Source organism: Leptospira fluminis (assembly GCF_004771275.1).
GTDB lineage: Bacteria > Spirochaetota > Leptospiria > Leptospirales > Leptospiraceae > Leptospira_B > Leptospira_B fluminis.
In genome coordinates this window covers 214635-229952 of record NZ_RQEV01000011.1, presented here as the reverse complement: position 1 = coordinate 229952, position 15318 = coordinate 214635, and the positions used below count along the sequence as shown (strand labels likewise).

General features: G+C 46.9%; 13 protein-coding genes. 5 read left to right on the top strand and 8 right to left on the bottom strand.

Annotation, left to right across the window (positions count from 1 at the left end; all coding sequences use genetic code 11):
- The first annotated feature begins 106 nt into the window (after positions 1-106).
- Together lpxA and galE are read left to right on the top strand one after the other, a co-directional pair.
- A complete protein-coding gene (gene lpxA, locus EHO61_RS11185; protein ID WP_135813670.1) occupies positions 107-886 on the top strand; it encodes an acyl-ACP--UDP-N-acetylglucosamine O-acyltransferase in 780 nt (259 codons plus the stop codon).
- The gene (gene galE / locus EHO61_RS11180; RefSeq protein WP_135813669.1) at positions 883-1854 is read left to right on the top strand and encodes a UDP-glucose 4-epimerase GalE; all 972 of its coding nucleotides are present in this window, start codon (positions 883-885) and stop codon (positions 1852-1854) included. The genes lpxA and galE overlap by 4 nt, the downstream gene beginning before the upstream one ends.
- Here galE and EHO61_RS11175 read toward each other — a convergent pair.
- The 3 genes from EHO61_RS11175 to EHO61_RS11165 all read right to left on the bottom strand — a co-directional run bounded on the left by EHO61_RS11175 (position 1849) and on the right by EHO61_RS11165 (position 5815).
- Complete coding sequence (locus EHO61_RS11175; RefSeq protein ID WP_135813668.1) at positions 1849-3432, bottom strand: aldehyde dehydrogenase family protein; 1584 nt, start codon at positions 3430-3432, stop codon at positions 1849-1851. The two genes, galE and EHO61_RS11175, sit on opposite strands and share 6 nt — an antisense overlap.
- Positions 3429-4808, bottom strand: a complete 1380-nt coding sequence (locus tag EHO61_RS11170; protein WP_135813667.1) for a proline dehydrogenase family protein — start codon at positions 4806-4808, stop codon at positions 3429-3431. Before EHO61_RS11170 ends, EHO61_RS11175 begins: the two co-directional genes overlap by 4 nt.
- 215 nt (positions 4809-5023) lie before the next feature.
- Positions 5024-5815 (bottom strand): M15 family metallopeptidase, encoded by a 792-nt coding sequence (locus EHO61_RS11165; protein WP_135813666.1) that lies wholly within the window; start codon positions 5813-5815, stop codon positions 5024-5026.
- A 149-nt stretch (positions 5816-5964) separates the two neighbouring features.
- On the opposite strand from EHO61_RS11165, the gene EHO61_RS11160 reads away from it, so the two are divergent.
- Positions 5965-6309: a TIGR04452 family lipoprotein gene (locus EHO61_RS11160; protein WP_135813665.1), complete on the top strand. Its 345-nt coding sequence runs from the start codon at positions 5965-5967 to the stop codon at positions 6307-6309.
- Positions 6310-6355: 46 nt separating this feature from the next.
- On the opposite strand, the gene recG is transcribed toward EHO61_RS11160, so the two are convergent.
- The 5 genes from recG to EHO61_RS11135 all read right to left on the bottom strand — a co-directional run bounded on the left by recG (position 6356) and on the right by EHO61_RS11135 (position 11411).
- Positions 6356-8476 (bottom strand): ATP-dependent DNA helicase RecG, encoded by a 2121-nt coding sequence (gene recG / locus EHO61_RS11155; protein WP_135813664.1) that lies wholly within the window; start codon positions 8474-8476, stop codon positions 6356-6358.
- On the bottom strand, positions 8457-8858 hold the full coding sequence (locus EHO61_RS11150; RefSeq protein ID WP_135813663.1) for a hypothetical protein: 402 nt from the start codon (positions 8856-8858) through the stop codon (positions 8457-8459). The genes recG and EHO61_RS11150 overlap by 20 nt, the downstream gene beginning before the upstream one ends.
- Positions 8855-9532: a hypothetical protein gene (locus EHO61_RS11145; protein WP_135813662.1), complete on the bottom strand. Its 678-nt coding sequence runs from the start codon at positions 9530-9532 to the stop codon at positions 8855-8857. Before EHO61_RS11145 ends, EHO61_RS11150 begins: the two co-directional genes overlap by 4 nt.
- A gap of 4 nt (positions 9533-9536) precedes the next feature.
- Positions 9537-10535, bottom strand: coding sequence for a metallophosphoesterase family protein (locus EHO61_RS11140; protein ID WP_135813661.1), 999 nt, complete (start codon positions 10533-10535; stop codon positions 9537-9539).
- Positions 10536-10718: 183 nt separating this feature from the next.
- Complete coding sequence (locus EHO61_RS11135; RefSeq protein WP_135766889.1) at positions 10719-11411, bottom strand: hypothetical protein; 693 nt, start codon at positions 11409-11411, stop codon at positions 10719-10721.
- A gap of 170 nt (positions 11412-11581) precedes the next feature.
- On the opposite strand from EHO61_RS11135, the gene EHO61_RS11130 reads away from it, so the two are divergent.
- Together EHO61_RS11130 and EHO61_RS11125 are read left to right on the top strand one after the other, a co-directional pair.
- Positions 11582-12583 carry an NAD(P)H-dependent glycerol-3-phosphate dehydrogenase gene (locus EHO61_RS11130; RefSeq protein WP_135813660.1) on the top strand — a complete coding sequence of 334 codons (1002 nt, stop codon included), beginning with the start codon at positions 11582-11584 and terminating at the stop codon, positions 12581-12583.
- A gap of 131 nt (positions 12584-12714) precedes the next feature.
- Positions 12715-15252, top strand: a complete 2538-nt coding sequence (locus tag EHO61_RS11125) for a tetratricopeptide repeat protein (protein ID WP_246032101.1) — start codon at positions 12715-12717, stop codon at positions 15250-15252.
- Positions 15253-15318: the final 66 nt, after the last annotated feature.

Genomic DNA, 15318 nt, shown 5'->3' with positions numbered 1-15318 from the left:
CATGGTTCGGATCCTTCGAAGACGAGCCTCCCCCCAATTATTTATAGCTTGAATAAAAAATCCAGGTCGTTTTTCGTATTCTCGGAGATTTAAGAGGCGAAACAGAATGAAAATTCACCCAACAGCCATAGTCGATTCCAAGGCAGAATTGCACGAATCCGTCGAAGTGGGAGCTTATACGATCATAGAAAAAGACGTGGTGATCGGAGAAGGGACGATCATCGAGACCGGAGCCCGTATTTTCTCCGGAACGAAAATGGGAAAGTTCAATCGAGTCGCTCACGGAGCGGTTATCGGAGTCGTACCTCAGGATCTAGGTTTTGACGCCGCCACTCCGACCAAAACGATCATCGGGGATCATAATACGTTTAAGGAATATTCGAATATCCATCGCGGCACGAAAACGGATTCGCCGACGGTTTTAGGAAATCGGAATTATATTATGGGGAACGCCCACGTCGGCCACGATTGTATCGTGGGAGACGATAATATTCTTACCCACGGTTTGGTCCTCGCCGGCCACGTGACCGTCGGAAATAAGGCTTTCATTTCCGGATTAGTCGCAGTCCATCAATTCTGCTTCGTAGGCGATTACGCGATGATCGCAGGTTGTTCCAAAGTCGTTCAGGATGTTCCCCCCTATTCCACGGCGGACGGGAACCCGTGTACGATCATCGGATTGAATACGGTAGGATTGAAGCGTGGAGGTTTTTCCCCCGAGGTTAGGGCCGCCATCAAACAGGCATATAAGGTCATTTATCATTCCGGAATGAATTATCGTCAGGCTTTGGAAGCTTTGGAAAAGCAGGGAAATCATCCTCAGGAAGTCCTGAATATCATCGCGTTCTTTAAGAATAGCGACCGCGGGGTAATGGACCACAGGTGAGAGTTCTCGTTACCGGGGGAGCCGGTTACATCGGCAGTCACGTTGTCGCACTATTGCTGGACAAAGGCTACGAGGTTCTTGTAGTCGATAACATGCAAAAGGGGAACGAGAAGAATCTTTTTCCCAAAGCGGAATTGGTGGTCGGAGATATCCACGATACGTCCATTTTGGAAAAGGCGTTTGCCAGACCTATCGATGCAGTCTTTCATTTTGCCGCATGGAAAGCGGCAGGTGAATCCATGACGGACCCGTCCAAATATGCGCTGAATAATATCGCCGGTTCCATCCAGCTGCTATCGTTTATGGAGGGGAAGGGGACGAAGTATTTCGTTTTCTCTTCTTCCGCAGCGGTCTATGGAACTCCCCAATACCTTCCACTGGATGAAAACCACCCGTTGCATCCTGAGAATTATTACGGTTATACCAAGTTGGCCATAGAAGAAAATTTGCGCTGGTTCGATAAATTGAAGGGAATCAAATTTGCAGCATTACGTTATTTTAATGCAGCGGGATACGACCCTTCAGGCAGAGTCAGAGGGTTGGAGCGGACTCCGGCGAACCTTCTACCGATCGTTATGGAAGCTGCGACAGGTATGAGATCCGGCATGGAGGTATTCGGGACGGATTACGATACTCCCGACGGAAGTTGTGTCAGGGATTATATCCACGTAAGCGATTTGGCCTCCGCTCACGTTCTCGGATTGGAATACGTCATTCGGGAAAAAAAATCCTTGGCCGTAAATTTGGGGACCGGAAAGGGATATTCCGTATTAGAAATTCTTAAATTAGCGGAAAAAGTCGTGGGAAAGCCGATCCCGTATAAATTGTCCGACAGAAGATTCGGGGATCCGGCAAAATTATGGGCCGAAGCGGGCCTTGCCGAAAGGCTTCTGGGCTGGAAATGTCTTTATAGCGATCCTAAAACGATCTTGGAAACGAGTTGGTCCGTTTATAGGGATCGATCATAATTCCGGAATGAATCCGCGGCGCATGGTATTTTCCGTCACCGTTACCGGCTCTACGAATTGTTTCAAATAATCCGGTCCGCCGGCCTTGGCACCTACTCCGGAAAGTTTGAACCCTCCGAAAGGTTGACGATCTACGATAGCGCCCGTGATCCCTCGATTGATGTACAGATTTCCTACCTCGAGGAGTCGTTTGGCCAAGGAGATATTTTTCGGATTTCTAGAATACAGGCCTCCGGTTAAAGCGTAGTCCACTTCGTTTGCTTTCCGGATCGCCTCTTCGAAATTCCGAACCTTAAACAGGGTCACGATCGGTGCGAAGAATTCGGCCTGACCTAGATCGGAGTCGAAATCTTTGCTTTCCAGTAAGATCGCATCCACGTAATTTCCTTTCCCTTTCAGATCGGTAGGAACCTCCAACTTTTGGAGGAGATTCGGAGCGAATTTTTCGGAAAGATTTTCGATTCTTGTCTTAGATTCGGAATCGATCACCGGACCGATTTTAGAGGACGGATCCTCCGGGGGACCGGGTTTTAAGGAAAGAAGAGCTTCCGAAAATCTTTTTTTGAACAACTCATAACAGGACTCTAATACGATCAAGCGGGAAAGGGCGCTGCATTTCTGACCTTGAAATCCGAAGGCGGATTGTATAGAGCCGGCGACCGCCTCGTCCAAATCGGCATCCTCGTCCACGATGATCGCGTTTTTGCCGCCCATTTCGGCCACGACTCGTTTGATGAATTTCAGTTCGAGAGCGGCAGTTTCGCGGATCATTTGTAATCCGACCGCGCGGGATCCGGTGAAATTGATCGTATGAACTTTCGGATGTTTCACCAGATAGGAGCCGATTTCTTCCCCCCTTCCCGGTAGGAATTGCAAGGCTCTGTCGGGAGCTCCGGCTTCCTTTAAAAAACCGTAAAGAACGGAAGCGATCGCAGAGGATTGTTCCGCCGGTTTCATAATAACGGTATTGCCGGTTACTAGCGGTGCTACGGTCATACCGCAGAGGATAGCCAAGGGAAAATTCCAGGGTGCGATTACTACGGTTAATCCTTTCGGTCTGTAGAAAAACGAATTGTCTTCCCCTTCCAAATTCCTTATTCTAGGAGAGGAGAGTTTGTCGGCTTCCTGCGCGTAGAATTCGCAAAAATCGATGGCTTCCGCTATTTCCGCGTCTGCGTCCTTGACTCCTTTTCCGACTTCCAGGATCATCAATGCGGTAAGTTCGTCCTTATTCGTACGCAACAACTGGGCGGTTTTTCTAAGAATGTCGCTCCGTTTGCTTTGGGTTTCGTTTTGCCAAGTTTCCGCAAAGTCAGAGCAGACGGCGACTGCCTGTTCGGCCAATCGAACGTCGGCGTAAGATATCTTTGCCACCGTCTCGCTTAGATTTGCGGGATTGAAAACGGAATGCGATTCCGAAGACGGGAGTGTTTTGCCGGAAAGAATCGGATTTATCTGAATGGGCAATTTCTTTCGAAGAGCTTGGATCGCATTTTTGAGCCTCTCTCTTTCCTCGGGTAAAGTAAAATCGCGGATCGCTTCGTTTTTCAACGCGATCGAATCTATTCCGGAATTCATATAGCCGCCTTCTTTCGAATCTCTAAAAGTTGGATTCTATCCTTTTTCTTCGAGTAGATGTTCTTTAAAAACCCTTCATTCGTGGAATTTTCCAATAGCCGGCGGACCAGGTAAGCCATACCGGGGATCACTTCGCCTATCGGAGAATATTCACGGACGGAAATTCCGAATTTCCGTAGGGCCTTTTTATAAGGATCACCCATTCCGTATAACATTTGGATTTCGTAATCTTTTTTCGGAATATTCAGCTCTTCGGCCAAAGCAAGAGCGTATGCCATGCTTCTTACATTATGCGTGGCAAAAGCGGGAAAAATACGGGGATGCGATCTGAGCAGCAGTTCGGCGCATTTTTCATAATTCAGATCCGTTTCGGGTTTGGTGAGAAAAACGGGTGCTTCCCAACCTTTTTGCTTGGACTGAACCACTTCGAATTCCCAATACGCCCCCTTAACCAAGCGGACGGTAAGAGGAAACTTTCTCTTACCGGAGACTGTTATCACTTTTTCCAGGTCCTGCAAGGAGGTGAGAAGGTAGGCCTGGATCACCAATCCGAAGTGGGGATAATCGGAAAATTCCGGCTCGGAGAAAAGCTCTAATCCCGCGGTCAGAATCAGATTCTTGGTTTCATACTGCTCCAGGTCCAGATTTACGAATATGTTTTTGGCGACGGCGGATTTGAAAATGGGGCGTAATCTCTCTTTTAACACGGAAACGGAATATTCAAAAGCCAAAGGATCCAATTGGGAAAATAACGCCGAGCATTTTACCGAGACGTTTCCGTTGGCGCTCGGATTGGGTAGACCTGGATTCAGTTTTTGCAGGATCGGATCGTTCGCTATCCCTTCCAGTAACGAAAGATATTTTTCGGAATATTCCTCGGCTTCCCGCTCGGAAAGAACGGCTTCTCCCAGAATATCTATCGTATTCGAAATTCCTAATTTGTATCTGGAATATACGGTTTTTTTGGCCTGTTCGTAATTTCGGCCGACTATGAAAAACTTCGCGAAGAAAAGGATCATTTTTCCGGTCACGAAGGAGAGAAGAAACGCTGTGACAGGGTTGGAAAGTGCAATTCTCATCCCGAATTTCAGTACGACCGGGAGTTCCGTTCGGGTCTGTAAAAAATACAGACGGATATGATCCGCAACTTGTTTCCAGTTCCGAAGTGTAGGAAAAACGTCCGCGAACCGGAAGGCTTGGACTTTCAATTCGGGTCTATCATCCAAAAAGGAAAGAGACTTGGAGAAGATGGAATAGGAACTGAAAACCGAAGGTTCGAATTCGTCTCCTGCGGAAAAAATGGAGATCCCTTTTTGGATCGTCTTTTCCTCCAAAGAGGAGATCGTGTTTTCGGATCGTTCTTGTCCCGGATTCATTTTTCTACGAGTACTCCGCTCTCTGCCGATCGTCAAAGCCTAGAGCGGTTTTTCGAAACTTGAATCTTTATGAAACTTATAAAAGTAGAATATTTTTCAGCGGATTATTTTTCTCCCAAAGAAGCATAGAAAATTAAACGGATTGAAATAAACTTTTTTACGTTCGGTAATCGAAGGTTAGGAGCGCAATTCGGGATAGGTTATTATGCTAGTAACTATCTCCGGCCGGAGATCGATTTGCACTCCGGATTTACCGAGCCGACGTATTCCATTGGGAGTTCTCCAAGTGTTTCGGAACCCAAGAATTTTCCCGTTAAGGTAAGATTCCCTTTTTTATATTCCTTTTCCCAATCTTTTTGGAAATCGTTGGCCAACCTCGCGTAGGACCAATGCCATTTTTCCTCGTCGTAGCCTTTATTTCCTCTCTCCGATCTAGGCGAATACGGCTGGCAAAATCCGTATTTAAAGGCGTTCTGACGCAACCATTGGTAGAGCTTCTCCCCGCGACCCCCTTTTTCGAAATAGGAATTTTCCAGGGAATTGATATCGATATCCGTGCCCCAATGGTGCCTAGAAGTACCCGGTGCGCTCGAATATTCCAGAATCAGGTTTATGATTTGCAGAGGATTCTTCCCTTGGATCCCTTCTCTCATTTTGCGCTTACCCGTGAATTTGTCCTCCCAGATCCCTTTCTGATCGTTAAACGAACGAAAGGCGGAAACAAGGAAGGGAATTTGCCTCTCTTCAGGATGGTCTTTTTTATACGCTTCGACCATTTTTAAAAATGCGGATAGAGTTTCCTGCCTGAGATAAAAAATCCGAGAGTCTCCGGGATTTTTATAGGCGACTAAAGTTTTTTCGGGAGAATAAGCCCCCAATAGATAGGAAAGAGGCGATATTCCCGAATAAGGACCGGAATCCGACTCCGCAAATGCGGGTTGGACGAACAGCCATGTCGAAGAAACGGACAAGAGTATAAAGAAACGGAACAGGGAAGGAACTCGCATATTTCTCCACTTTGCTTCGGAGGGCATCTCGGAAAAGGAATTTTAGATCGAGCAAAATTACCGTCGGCTCTTTTGACATGGACGGAAATTCGATTGAAGTCGTCGGAAATATGGAATCTTCTGTAAAAAAACTTCTAGGGAAAACCAGGATGAAACGTATCTTTCCGGCTCTTTTGCCGATTTTCTTTTTCGCCAATTGCTATTTGATAGATAAGATCGGGATTACGATTCCGGAAAAAGTAAAGGGGGACGAGGCTAAGAACCGTATCGTAACTAGCGCCGTGATCGGAGCTTCCGTGAGTCCGAATTCCTCATCCATTATCTCCCTCGTGTCCTACCAATTGGCGAACGTGGACGAAAGCAAATACTACAACAAAGCGGACGTGGACAACTGCGCGAATCGCGCGTTGTTGATCAACTTAAGCGAGCTTAAGATTGGCGGTTTCGATTGCAATTTGGAAGCGGATAAACTGATCGTTCCTTTTATATATTGAATCGTCGTATAAGGCGTCTAGATATACTTTGGCGCCTTTCAAGAAATCAGTTTGAAAATAAAAGAGCTCCCTCCGCGAATCGATGGGAGATTTCATTTTTTTCCATATCTCCGATACTGCCGAATTTTTTCGCGTCGTCCCGGCTGATCTCGATCCAGTCCTTATCTTCCCTCAAATCCGCGATGCGGAAATCCGGAAGGCCGCTTTGTCTGACCCCCAGCAATTCTCCGGGACCTCTCAGCTTCAAATCGATTTCAGAGAGTAAAAAGCCGTCCTCCGAATCCACTAACGCCTGGATTCTTACCTTTGCCTCCTCGGATACCTGCGAGTCCGATAATAAGATGCAGAAACTTTCATGGCTCCCTCTTCCGACCCGCCCGCGTAGCTGATGGAGTTGGGAGATCCCGAATCTATCGGAATGCTCGATCACCATGACGGAGGCGTTAGGAACGTCTACTCCGACCTCAATTACCGTCGTGCTAACAAGGATTTGGATTTCGTTTTTTTGGAAAGAATTCATGACTCTATCTTTTTCTGCGGCGTCCAATCTTCCGTGTAAAAGTCCTACGGAGAATTCCGGGAAAACGTCTTTCTGTAACGTTTCGTATGCTTCTATACAGGATTTCAGGTCCGACTTTTCCGATTCTTCCACTAGCGGATAAACGATATAGCACTGTCTCCCTTGCAGGACGTATTTTCGGATCGAATTATAAACTCCGTTTCTCCGGCTGTCCGTAAACCAACGGGTTTGGATCGGTTTTCTTCCGGCAGGTTTGTGTTTTAAAGTGACCAGCTCCAAATCCCCATACAAAGTAAGGCATAAGGTTCTGGGAATGGGAGTGGCAGTCATAGCGAGAATGTCGGGATTCTTTCCCTTGGCTCTTAACGTCTCCCTTTGTTCCACTCCGAATTTGTGCTGTTCGTCTATAACGACTAAACCCAGGTCCTTGAACTCCACATCTTCCTGGAACAAGCTGTGTGTTCCGATCACGAAATAGGATTCCGCTTTTTTTAGTCTGTATAGCTTTTCTGCCCGGATCTTTTTGGGTTCTTTCCCCACCAGCAATTCTATTCCTAAGAAGGGCATGTTACCCAAAAACCGTAGGACCGTTTGGTAATGTTGTCTGGCTAGGATTTCCGTGGGTGCAACCATGCAAACCTGCACCTGATTGTCCGTATATCGAAGAGCGGTCAAGAGCGCGACCAAGGTTTTTCCCGAGCCCACGTCCCCTTGCAAAAGAATCGCCGCAGGAGTATCCGAGCGGGTCCATTCCCCTATTTTAGAAAGGCTTTCCGTCTGATCTCCGGTCAATTGGAAAGGGAGTTTCGAAACGACTTCCTTGGCGGATTGAGATTCCGGTAAGGGCCATAGAATTCGTGGGACCTTTGCTCTTCGGGATCTCTTGTATTCTATTAATAAATTAAAATAATATAATTCTTCGTATTTGAATCTCGTTCGGGCTTTGGAAAGATTTGCCTCTTCCGAAGGAAAATGAATTTCCCGGAAGGCGCTTTCGCGATCCAAAAAGGTTCTGAGGGATACGACTTCTTTCGGTAATATCTCTGGAATCTTCCCCTTTAAGGTTTCGAGGGAATAAAACACCAGTCTCCGTAGACCTCTAGAATCCAGATGTTCTTCCCGAAGCGCTTCGGTCGTCGGGTACAACGGAATGATTCTACCGACATGAATGGATTCCGGAAGATCGTCCGTGTTCAGTTCGGAATTTCCTCCGTAGGAAAGGATTTCATAGTCCGGATGAACCAACTGAAAACCGCGGAAATATTCCAATCGTCCCGTGGCAGCAACCAGAAGACCGGTATGGAATACGCGACGAAAATACTGAACCCCTTTGAAGAATACGAGGCTGACGGGTTCGTTGTTCTTCGTCTTGGCAGTGACCACTAACCTGGTTTTCCTTCCGTGAGCCAAATAGGAATCCAGGATTTCCAGGATGAGAGTAACCGATTCTCCCTGCTTTAAAAGTATGTTCTCCGTCAGATTTCGATCCAGATATTTTCTAGGAAACCAGAGTAGAAGATCCTGGACCGTCCTGATTCCGACCGAAGCGAGGGCCTCCTCTTTTTTCGCTCCCACACCTTTTAGGGAAGAGACCGAACTGGATAATCCGACAGCGCCGGTTTTTTTTTCAGAGGCCGAGTTCTTCATCCTGGATCGGTTTCGGGGGAGGGTTTTCCTTCGCCGGTTCTTCCGGCGGCGGGCTCGAATCATCCAATCCTAGGTAACAATATCGGCAACCATAAATCCGAGCCTGTCTTTTAGCTCCTGGGGAAGCCGGCTCGAAAACCACCGCGTACAGGTATTCGTGTTTGTCCAAAAATCGTCCGCATACCGGGCAGAGCCTCGGCTTGGGAAGATTCGGATCCCAATCCCCGCCGTAGACTTTTTTCGGATTTCCGTATTCTCTGCTTTCGTTCTTGCCGGATTTGGAATTTTTTCTGTTTAATCGTTTCGTATCCACGGTGTACAACGCGTGGAAAAAAAGCGCCGCAGCCCCTAAGGCGGCGACTAGGGTAAGAAACGTGATCATTGTTTCAGGTAATCCTTGATCTTGGCCGCCATTGAACCGGGCAATTTGATCCCTTTTTCCTCCAGGCGTCCCGCATACTTGTGGAAGGAATAGGTATGCTGTGAGGAAACGATGATCCCGTCGAAGCATTCCTCCACGGACTTGGTGATGCTTTCCCAGAGGGGAAGTCTCTCCGATATCAAGTTTTCGTAACGATGGAGAAGCTTACGATTCACCCCTCTGCAAATGGACCTATAAAAACAGAACCGGATCAGCAGGGCCGACGACTCGTCGTTTTCCCGGATGTCCTTTTCGAGCTGGTTCAGATTAATGCAATCCACGATTTCCAATTTGTAAGCATGAGAATTATGCTCGAAGGTCACGAGATTCAGAAACATGTGCTTGAATAGGGAAATTTTGTAGCAATTTTCCAGCCCACACTCCCCCATTTTTCCGTCTTCACAGCGAGTGTACATGACGATATCCGTGTCGGAATCGGCTGTCGCCTGACCGAAGTTAAGCGAACCCAAAATGTCGAAGGCCACCTCGTCTCCGCCATAATTGATCAGCTTCGAGAATTTCTTGAAATCCTCGATTCTCTCCCTAGAAATACGGGTTTCGTGCGACCTAAAAAATTTCTTTAGGCCGATGAATTTCTGGATCGTAGGGTTGTCGTTAAAACCTGGAAGAGTCATTTCACTAACGGATAAAATCCTCCGCGGAAACTTCCGAATCGGGATTCGCTTTCGTCAGCGAGAGTTTCTCCCCGGTGCAATCGACCTCCAGAAGTCTGCGGATGGAGTGATCCGATAGTCTATTCAATTTCACACTTTTTACAAGATCGTTTTCCAATTCTATTTCGGTAAAGAAACCGCCAGGTTGGAAACCGAAGACGGAATCCACCGGGCCGAAATTGGATGGGTTTAAAAAAAGGGTTTTTCCCTTTTTTATGATTCCTTGGTCTTCGTGAACATGGCCGGAAACCACTAAGGAAGGCGAATTTTCGTCCAAGTATCTGCGTATTCCCTGGGATCCGACGTGCCCGAAACTCGGGATCTTATCCAAATAACCGAATGCGGGGTTATGGATGACGACGATATCGGGCCTTTCCTCGTTGAAAAAATCCTCAGGTTCGCTATAAGATTTTCCGTTTCGATTGTATTCGTGGAATTTTACGGCCAATTTTTCCGGAATTCCGGAAGTGATGATGGGCGCACCACCGTAGCCGGCGAATTTTAAACCGTTCATTTCGAACGTTTTTCTGTGCAGATCCCTCTCATAAAGGGCGGAATATTGCAGGTCTATATCGTAATTTCCCGGTAAAAGACGGACCGGAGCCTTGGCGTATTTTTGGATGATGATTTCGATGAGTTCGTATTTTTCCTTCATCGTTTTGGACGCTTGGTGGAATAAGCGTCTGTATTCGTGGGATTTTTCCACGATCGGGGCCGGGTATTTTTCCGGGAAACGGACCGCTCGGGTCGCATAATCGTAAGGATTAATCTCTTCCTTTTGGTCTTCCGTAATGAGGTACATTTCCTCCTGGAGCGTGACGAACTCTATGATTCTTTCCGGATTGAAAAAAGCTTTGTATATGATGTCCCCGGAAAATAGATAGAGGTCACCCTCCGTTCCAAGTAAGACTTCTTTCAGACCTCTGAGGCCGTCGTGAATGTCCGTGAGGTAAATTATCTTCATTAAGATTCTTTCCTATAGCACGGTAAGACGGAAGAACGAACGCTGTTCAAACCGTAATCGAACTAATTCTCCAGACCGGTCAAAGAATGTCCAATCAGAAACCTGGTTTTTCAACGGCAACTTTTTTGCCCGAGTGTTAGAATAGAGATGAAAATTTTTAAAAAAGTTTCGTCCAAAAAACGTTTAATCCCGCCAAAGCATGAGTAGGCTGTCTTCGTTTTCGGAGATAGGTTCTATTCGTAGATAATCCGGCCCGAAAAAATCGAGTAAAGGTTTCAAGATGGTATTGGATCTCACGAATAAAAATACGTTACCCTTTTCCGGGATCACTTTTTGCACCGAAATCTTCCCCGCCACTTCCGGAATTTCGGCCAGAAAATAATTCAAATCTATCCGAACTTCGTTTCCGATTTCTGTAAGCGATAGGATTTCCGGGATCTCCCGTACGATTTCTTCGAGAATCAATCTCCTGTGGAATTTAAAAACTTTGGAGAAAAAACGGATCGGATCGAAGGATCGCGGGCTATGGTCGTAAAGACGAAACGATTCGATACGGAAGATGACTTTGTTTCCCTCTACGCGCACCGGCCTCAGAGAAAGTTTGAATTTCACATAATCGGTCCGAAGAAGCTTGGACCAAGTCAATCCTTTGATGCAATAATGGCCGGATAGAAGTAGAATGCCGCTTCCGGCATCCAAAATCAGGGACTCCAAATCTTCCCTTCCTTCCACCACTTTTTTGCGGAGGACTTTGTTCAAGGAATGGAGAAGGATAGCGATCCGATAATTGCTTTTCGTCGGGTTTTCGCTGCGGGAAACGTTCCCGGATAAAAAATCCCAGAGATTAAATCCCGGAAGTTTCCGCAAGTCCAGCATGGGAAGGCCAAGGATAGCGTTTCTGATTCCGGCGGTAAACTCATTTCCCGAATTTACGGAATTTCAGATATCGGACGAAATCCGAACCTCCTTTTTTTCTTGTAGGCAACCCGTTTCCGGTCGAGGATCGTCGTTTCTCCGGATCGGCGGAGGGGGAAAAGGAAAGCAGGATGCAAATCGGGGTGATCGGATCGGGAAGTTTTGGAACGTCCTTAGGTGCTTTGCTCGCGGATAAGGGATACGAGGTCACTCTTTGGGCAAGAAACCCGGATCTCATCCGGGAAATGAACGAAAACCACCGCAATGAAAAATACCTACCCGGAATCGAGTTGCCGGAAAACCTGCGGGCAAGCCACAACTTGGAGGACGCGGTTAAGAATAAGGACATGATCGTCTCCGCTCCTCCTTCCCACGTAATCACGGATATTCTACGAGAGATCAAATCGTATCTACCGGTAAAAGCCCCCATCGTTTCCGCGAGCAAAGGGATCGAAAACGGAAGCCTTAGATTGGTTTCCGAAATTTTCGAGGCGGAACTTCCTGGAAAATTTCATAGCCAGCTTTCTTATCTTTCCGGACCGAGTTTCGCAAAGGAGATCGTGAGACGGGTTCCGACTATAGTGAGCATCGCTTCTAAAAACGAAGCGACGGCCCGTAAAGTACAAGAGATCTTTAGTTTCACTTATTTTCGAACCTACTGGACGCCCGACGTGATCGGAGTGGAAGTGGGAGGTTCCCTAAAGAACGTGATCGCCATTGCCGCAGGAGTAAGCGACGGGTTGGGGTTCGGACAGAATACTAGAGCCGCATTGATCACGAGAGGTCTGACGGAAATTTCCAGACTCGGGATAAAGTTGGGGGCGGACCCTCTGACCTTTTTGGGACCTTCCGGAATGGGGGATTTGATTTTGACCTGTTGCGGGGATGCGTCCCGAAACAGAACCGTGGGATTCCGGTTAGGAAAAGGCGAAGGTTTGGATTCGATTTTAGGAGGGATGAACGAGGTCGCGGAAGGAGTGAAAACTTCCAAGAGTGCGTACGAACTGTCCAAAAAACTGGGAATCGAAATGGCGATCACGACCGAAGTGTATAAAATGCTTTACGAACATAAGAATCCGAAGGATGTTGTTAGGGATCTCATGAGTCGAGATCTCAAGAGAGAAGGACTCTGAACGCCGCGAGGCCAAGGAAACGAACTTCTTTGTACCGGCACTCTTTCCATATCTTTCCTTCGAATTTCCCGATTCGTATACGACGAATCGTTTTTTCCTGCCTCATTTCGGTTATCTGTTCCTGCTCCTCTTTGGCCGCGCAGACGAAAGCGACCGACGGTTGGAGCGGAGGACCGGGAAATTTCCAATTGAATCTCGGGGGAAGGGTCGTTTTCAATAAGGAGAGCGATCCGTCCGCCATTCCGGATACTTTAAACCCCGGCCAGAGATCGGAATATGCGCTACTCGTCGGAGAGTATCTCCTATTAAATAAAGATTCCGTAAAATTCGCGAACCTAATGTCTTCGATAAAGCAGGATAGGAGTCTGGGGTTGGCGGAGGCTCTTCTATCGTATTTTCAGGATCTGTATTTCTCCAAAAAAGGAAACGGGGAAAAACTCCTGAAAAACTGGCGTCCCGAAGGAAACGACCCTTATATGGGACAACTTTCCGAATCCGTTAAGAACGTTTTGCTTCTCAAAAAACCTGCGGAAAAGCTGAAATGCTCCCCGAAAAAAAACTATTATTCCCTTTGTCGCTCACTTCGCTTAAACGGATATCTTTCGGATTTTAAACCGGGAGCTGCGGGCTACGATACTGAGTATACGAATTTACATCGGGTACTGGCTCCTTTTGCGGAGGAGTCAGAATTGCGTCATGTTCCTTTTTTGGCGTATTACCTCCCCGGTGTTTCGGATTATCTCTCCGAATTGGGTCTGCCCAGAGACGCGATCCATTTCGGCAAAATAGGAATCGTATCCGAAAATCTGAGCGGCAAAATGGTTTCCCATTCCTACGAAAAATTGGCGTACTACTATCTGATAGACGGCGACTTTCCGTCGGCGGAAAAGGTTCTGAACTATATTTTGGATCGTCAGAGCGAAATGACGCCTTCCTATAAAAATTCCATTTATCTAAAATTAGGAGCGCTTTCTTATCTTATGGGAGAGCATTCGAAGGCTCTGGACTATTATCTCAATCTCGATTTTCTGGAATGGTCTTCCCGCATCCTGCATCCTTTTTTGGGTGAGCCGATATCGATCAATAGCGCCAAAGACCTGGTTTCCGTCGCGGTCTGGAAATCTAAGAATCCTTTTAAAGCGGTGGACGCTTTGAATTCGGTAACCCTTCCGAAAAATCTCACCGAGGACGATCTGTTTCCTCGGCTGCGGATCATCCAGATTCTTTCGGAGGACGAACCGGAAGTTGCCTCTAAAATGGCTATGGATCTGAGTTTTTTGGCGCAGAGTAAGGGCTGGAGAAGAGTGGAATATTCCGCCACGCTTCTGCACGGATTTTTACAGTTCAAGACGAACAACTTAAGAAAGGCCATCATAGAGTTTACGAAGGCTTACGGAATTTTAAAGGATTCGGATCCTTCCTATCGCGAGGAATGGATTCGACTCAATGGTCTTTTTCTTTCCCACAGGGAATCCACGAATGTACGCGGAATCAAGGGATTCCTGGATCAGGCGATGAAGATTTCCGCCGCGGGACATACCGACGATAAGATCTACGAAATTAAAAACTACCTTCCCATGCTCTACGGATCCAAAAATTTGGAATCTGCGGCGATCGATTTTTATACCAGGCACGGATATAATACGGAATTACTCTCCTTGTTCATCCATTCGGAAGCGAATAACGAAATCTCGGAAGAGGATTCTCCTTCGGAAATATCTCTGATGCGGACGCATAATAGAATTTTAAAGTATAAAGGATTCTATCCTCCAGGTCGGGAACCTTGGAAATCGACATGGTCGGAAATACGATCCAAAGAGGCCGTTCGGGTCCGGGATGAATTCGATCCCGTCAGAAATGCGAATCTGAAAAAAGTATCCTTTCCCGTACTTGCTTTTTTCGTCAGGGACAAGAAGGCGTATTTGTTCACCAAAAATTCCGATTCGCATTCCGAATCGGAATTTCGGGAATTGGGCACGGATAGCGTTTATAGTTATACCGCACAGGCAGCGCTGCGAACCGCTATGGAGTCCTTTTCCAAAAAGGAGAAAGTACAGATTTATTTGAACCTATCCGGAGTCGAAGCGGCGGAATATCTCAAAAAGGAATACCCGAATTCGGACTTTCAACTTTTTCGGCGGTTCGACAAACGGGAAGGCGACGATTCCGCAAAAAAAATTCTGGGTCCTTCCTGCGGGGAACCTTTTCCTAAGTTCTCTGTCGAGGGAAATCATCACATTCCCTGGCAATCTTTCGGTTCCGAATATTTCGACGGGGTCAAATTATTACCGGGCAAATCCGCTTTACTGGTCTGGAGTTTGGGTACCTCCGGAAAAGGCGGAAATAGGCTCCGAGAATACGAATGGGGGTGCGGCGAAGGTTCGGTTTCCTTTAAAAAAATGAAACGTCGTATGGATTTTCGGAATCTTCCCGATCGCATTCTTTTTACGAAGGATTCCTTAAGTGGAAGCGGTTGGGGAAATAAATCCGAGGATTTTTTGGATTGGACCCGATTCTGGCTCTCTGCGGGAACACATAGGATGTATTACGTGCCATCCTGGAATTCCGGATCCGAATCCGACATAAATCTTACCGAAAGATTCGCTCACGAAAACGGCGAATCTATTCCAGGTACGAGAGTTTTAAAGTTGGTTCGGCACCTGGAATAGGCGGCTTTCTTGTCTTTTTACGGAAGAATTTTTCATTTTTTCCCACTCCAAAACACTCGACAGGGG

What these genes read in the sequence shown, in the direction of transcription:
- lpxA (WP_135813670.1), top strand. Translation starts at nt 107, where the DNA reads ATGAAAATTCACCCAACAGCCATAGTCGATTCCAAGGCAGAATTGCAC.
- EHO61_RS11175 (WP_135813668.1), bottom strand. Translation starts at nt 3,432, where the DNA reads ATGAATTCCGGAATAGATTCGATCGCGTTGAAAAACGAAGCGATCCGC.
- EHO61_RS11170 (WP_135813667.1), bottom strand. Translation starts at nt 4,808, where the DNA reads ATGAATCCGGGACAAGAACGATCCGAAAACACGATCTCCTCTTTGGAG.
- EHO61_RS11165 (WP_135813666.1), bottom strand. Translation starts at nt 5,815, where the DNA reads ATGCGAGTTCCTTCCCTGTTCCGTTTCTTTATACTCTTGTCCGTTTCT.
- EHO61_RS11160 (WP_135813665.1), top strand. Translation starts at nt 5,965, where the DNA reads ATGAAACGTATCTTTCCGGCTCTTTTGCCGATTTTCTTTTTCGCCAAT.
- recG (WP_135813664.1), bottom strand. Translation starts at nt 8,476, where the DNA reads ATGAAGAACTCGGCCTCTGAAAAAAAAACCGGCGCTGTCGGATTATCC.
- EHO61_RS11150 (WP_135813663.1), bottom strand. Translation starts at nt 8,858, where the DNA reads ATGATCACGTTTCTTACCCTAGTCGCCGCCTTAGGGGCTGCGGCGCTT.
- EHO61_RS11145 (WP_135813662.1), bottom strand. Translation starts at nt 9,532, where the DNA reads ATGACTCTTCCAGGTTTTAACGACAACCCTACGATCCAGAAATTCATC.
- EHO61_RS11140 (WP_135813661.1), bottom strand. Translation starts at nt 10,535, where the DNA reads ATGAAGATAATTTACCTCACGGACATTCACGACGGCCTCAGAGGTCTG.
- EHO61_RS11135 (WP_135766889.1), bottom strand. Translation starts at nt 11,411, where the DNA reads ATGCTGGACTTGCGGAAACTTCCGGGATTTAATCTCTGGGATTTTTTA.
- EHO61_RS11130 (WP_135813660.1), top strand. Translation starts at nt 11,582, where the DNA reads ATGCAAATCGGGGTGATCGGATCGGGAAGTTTTGGAACGTCCTTAGGT.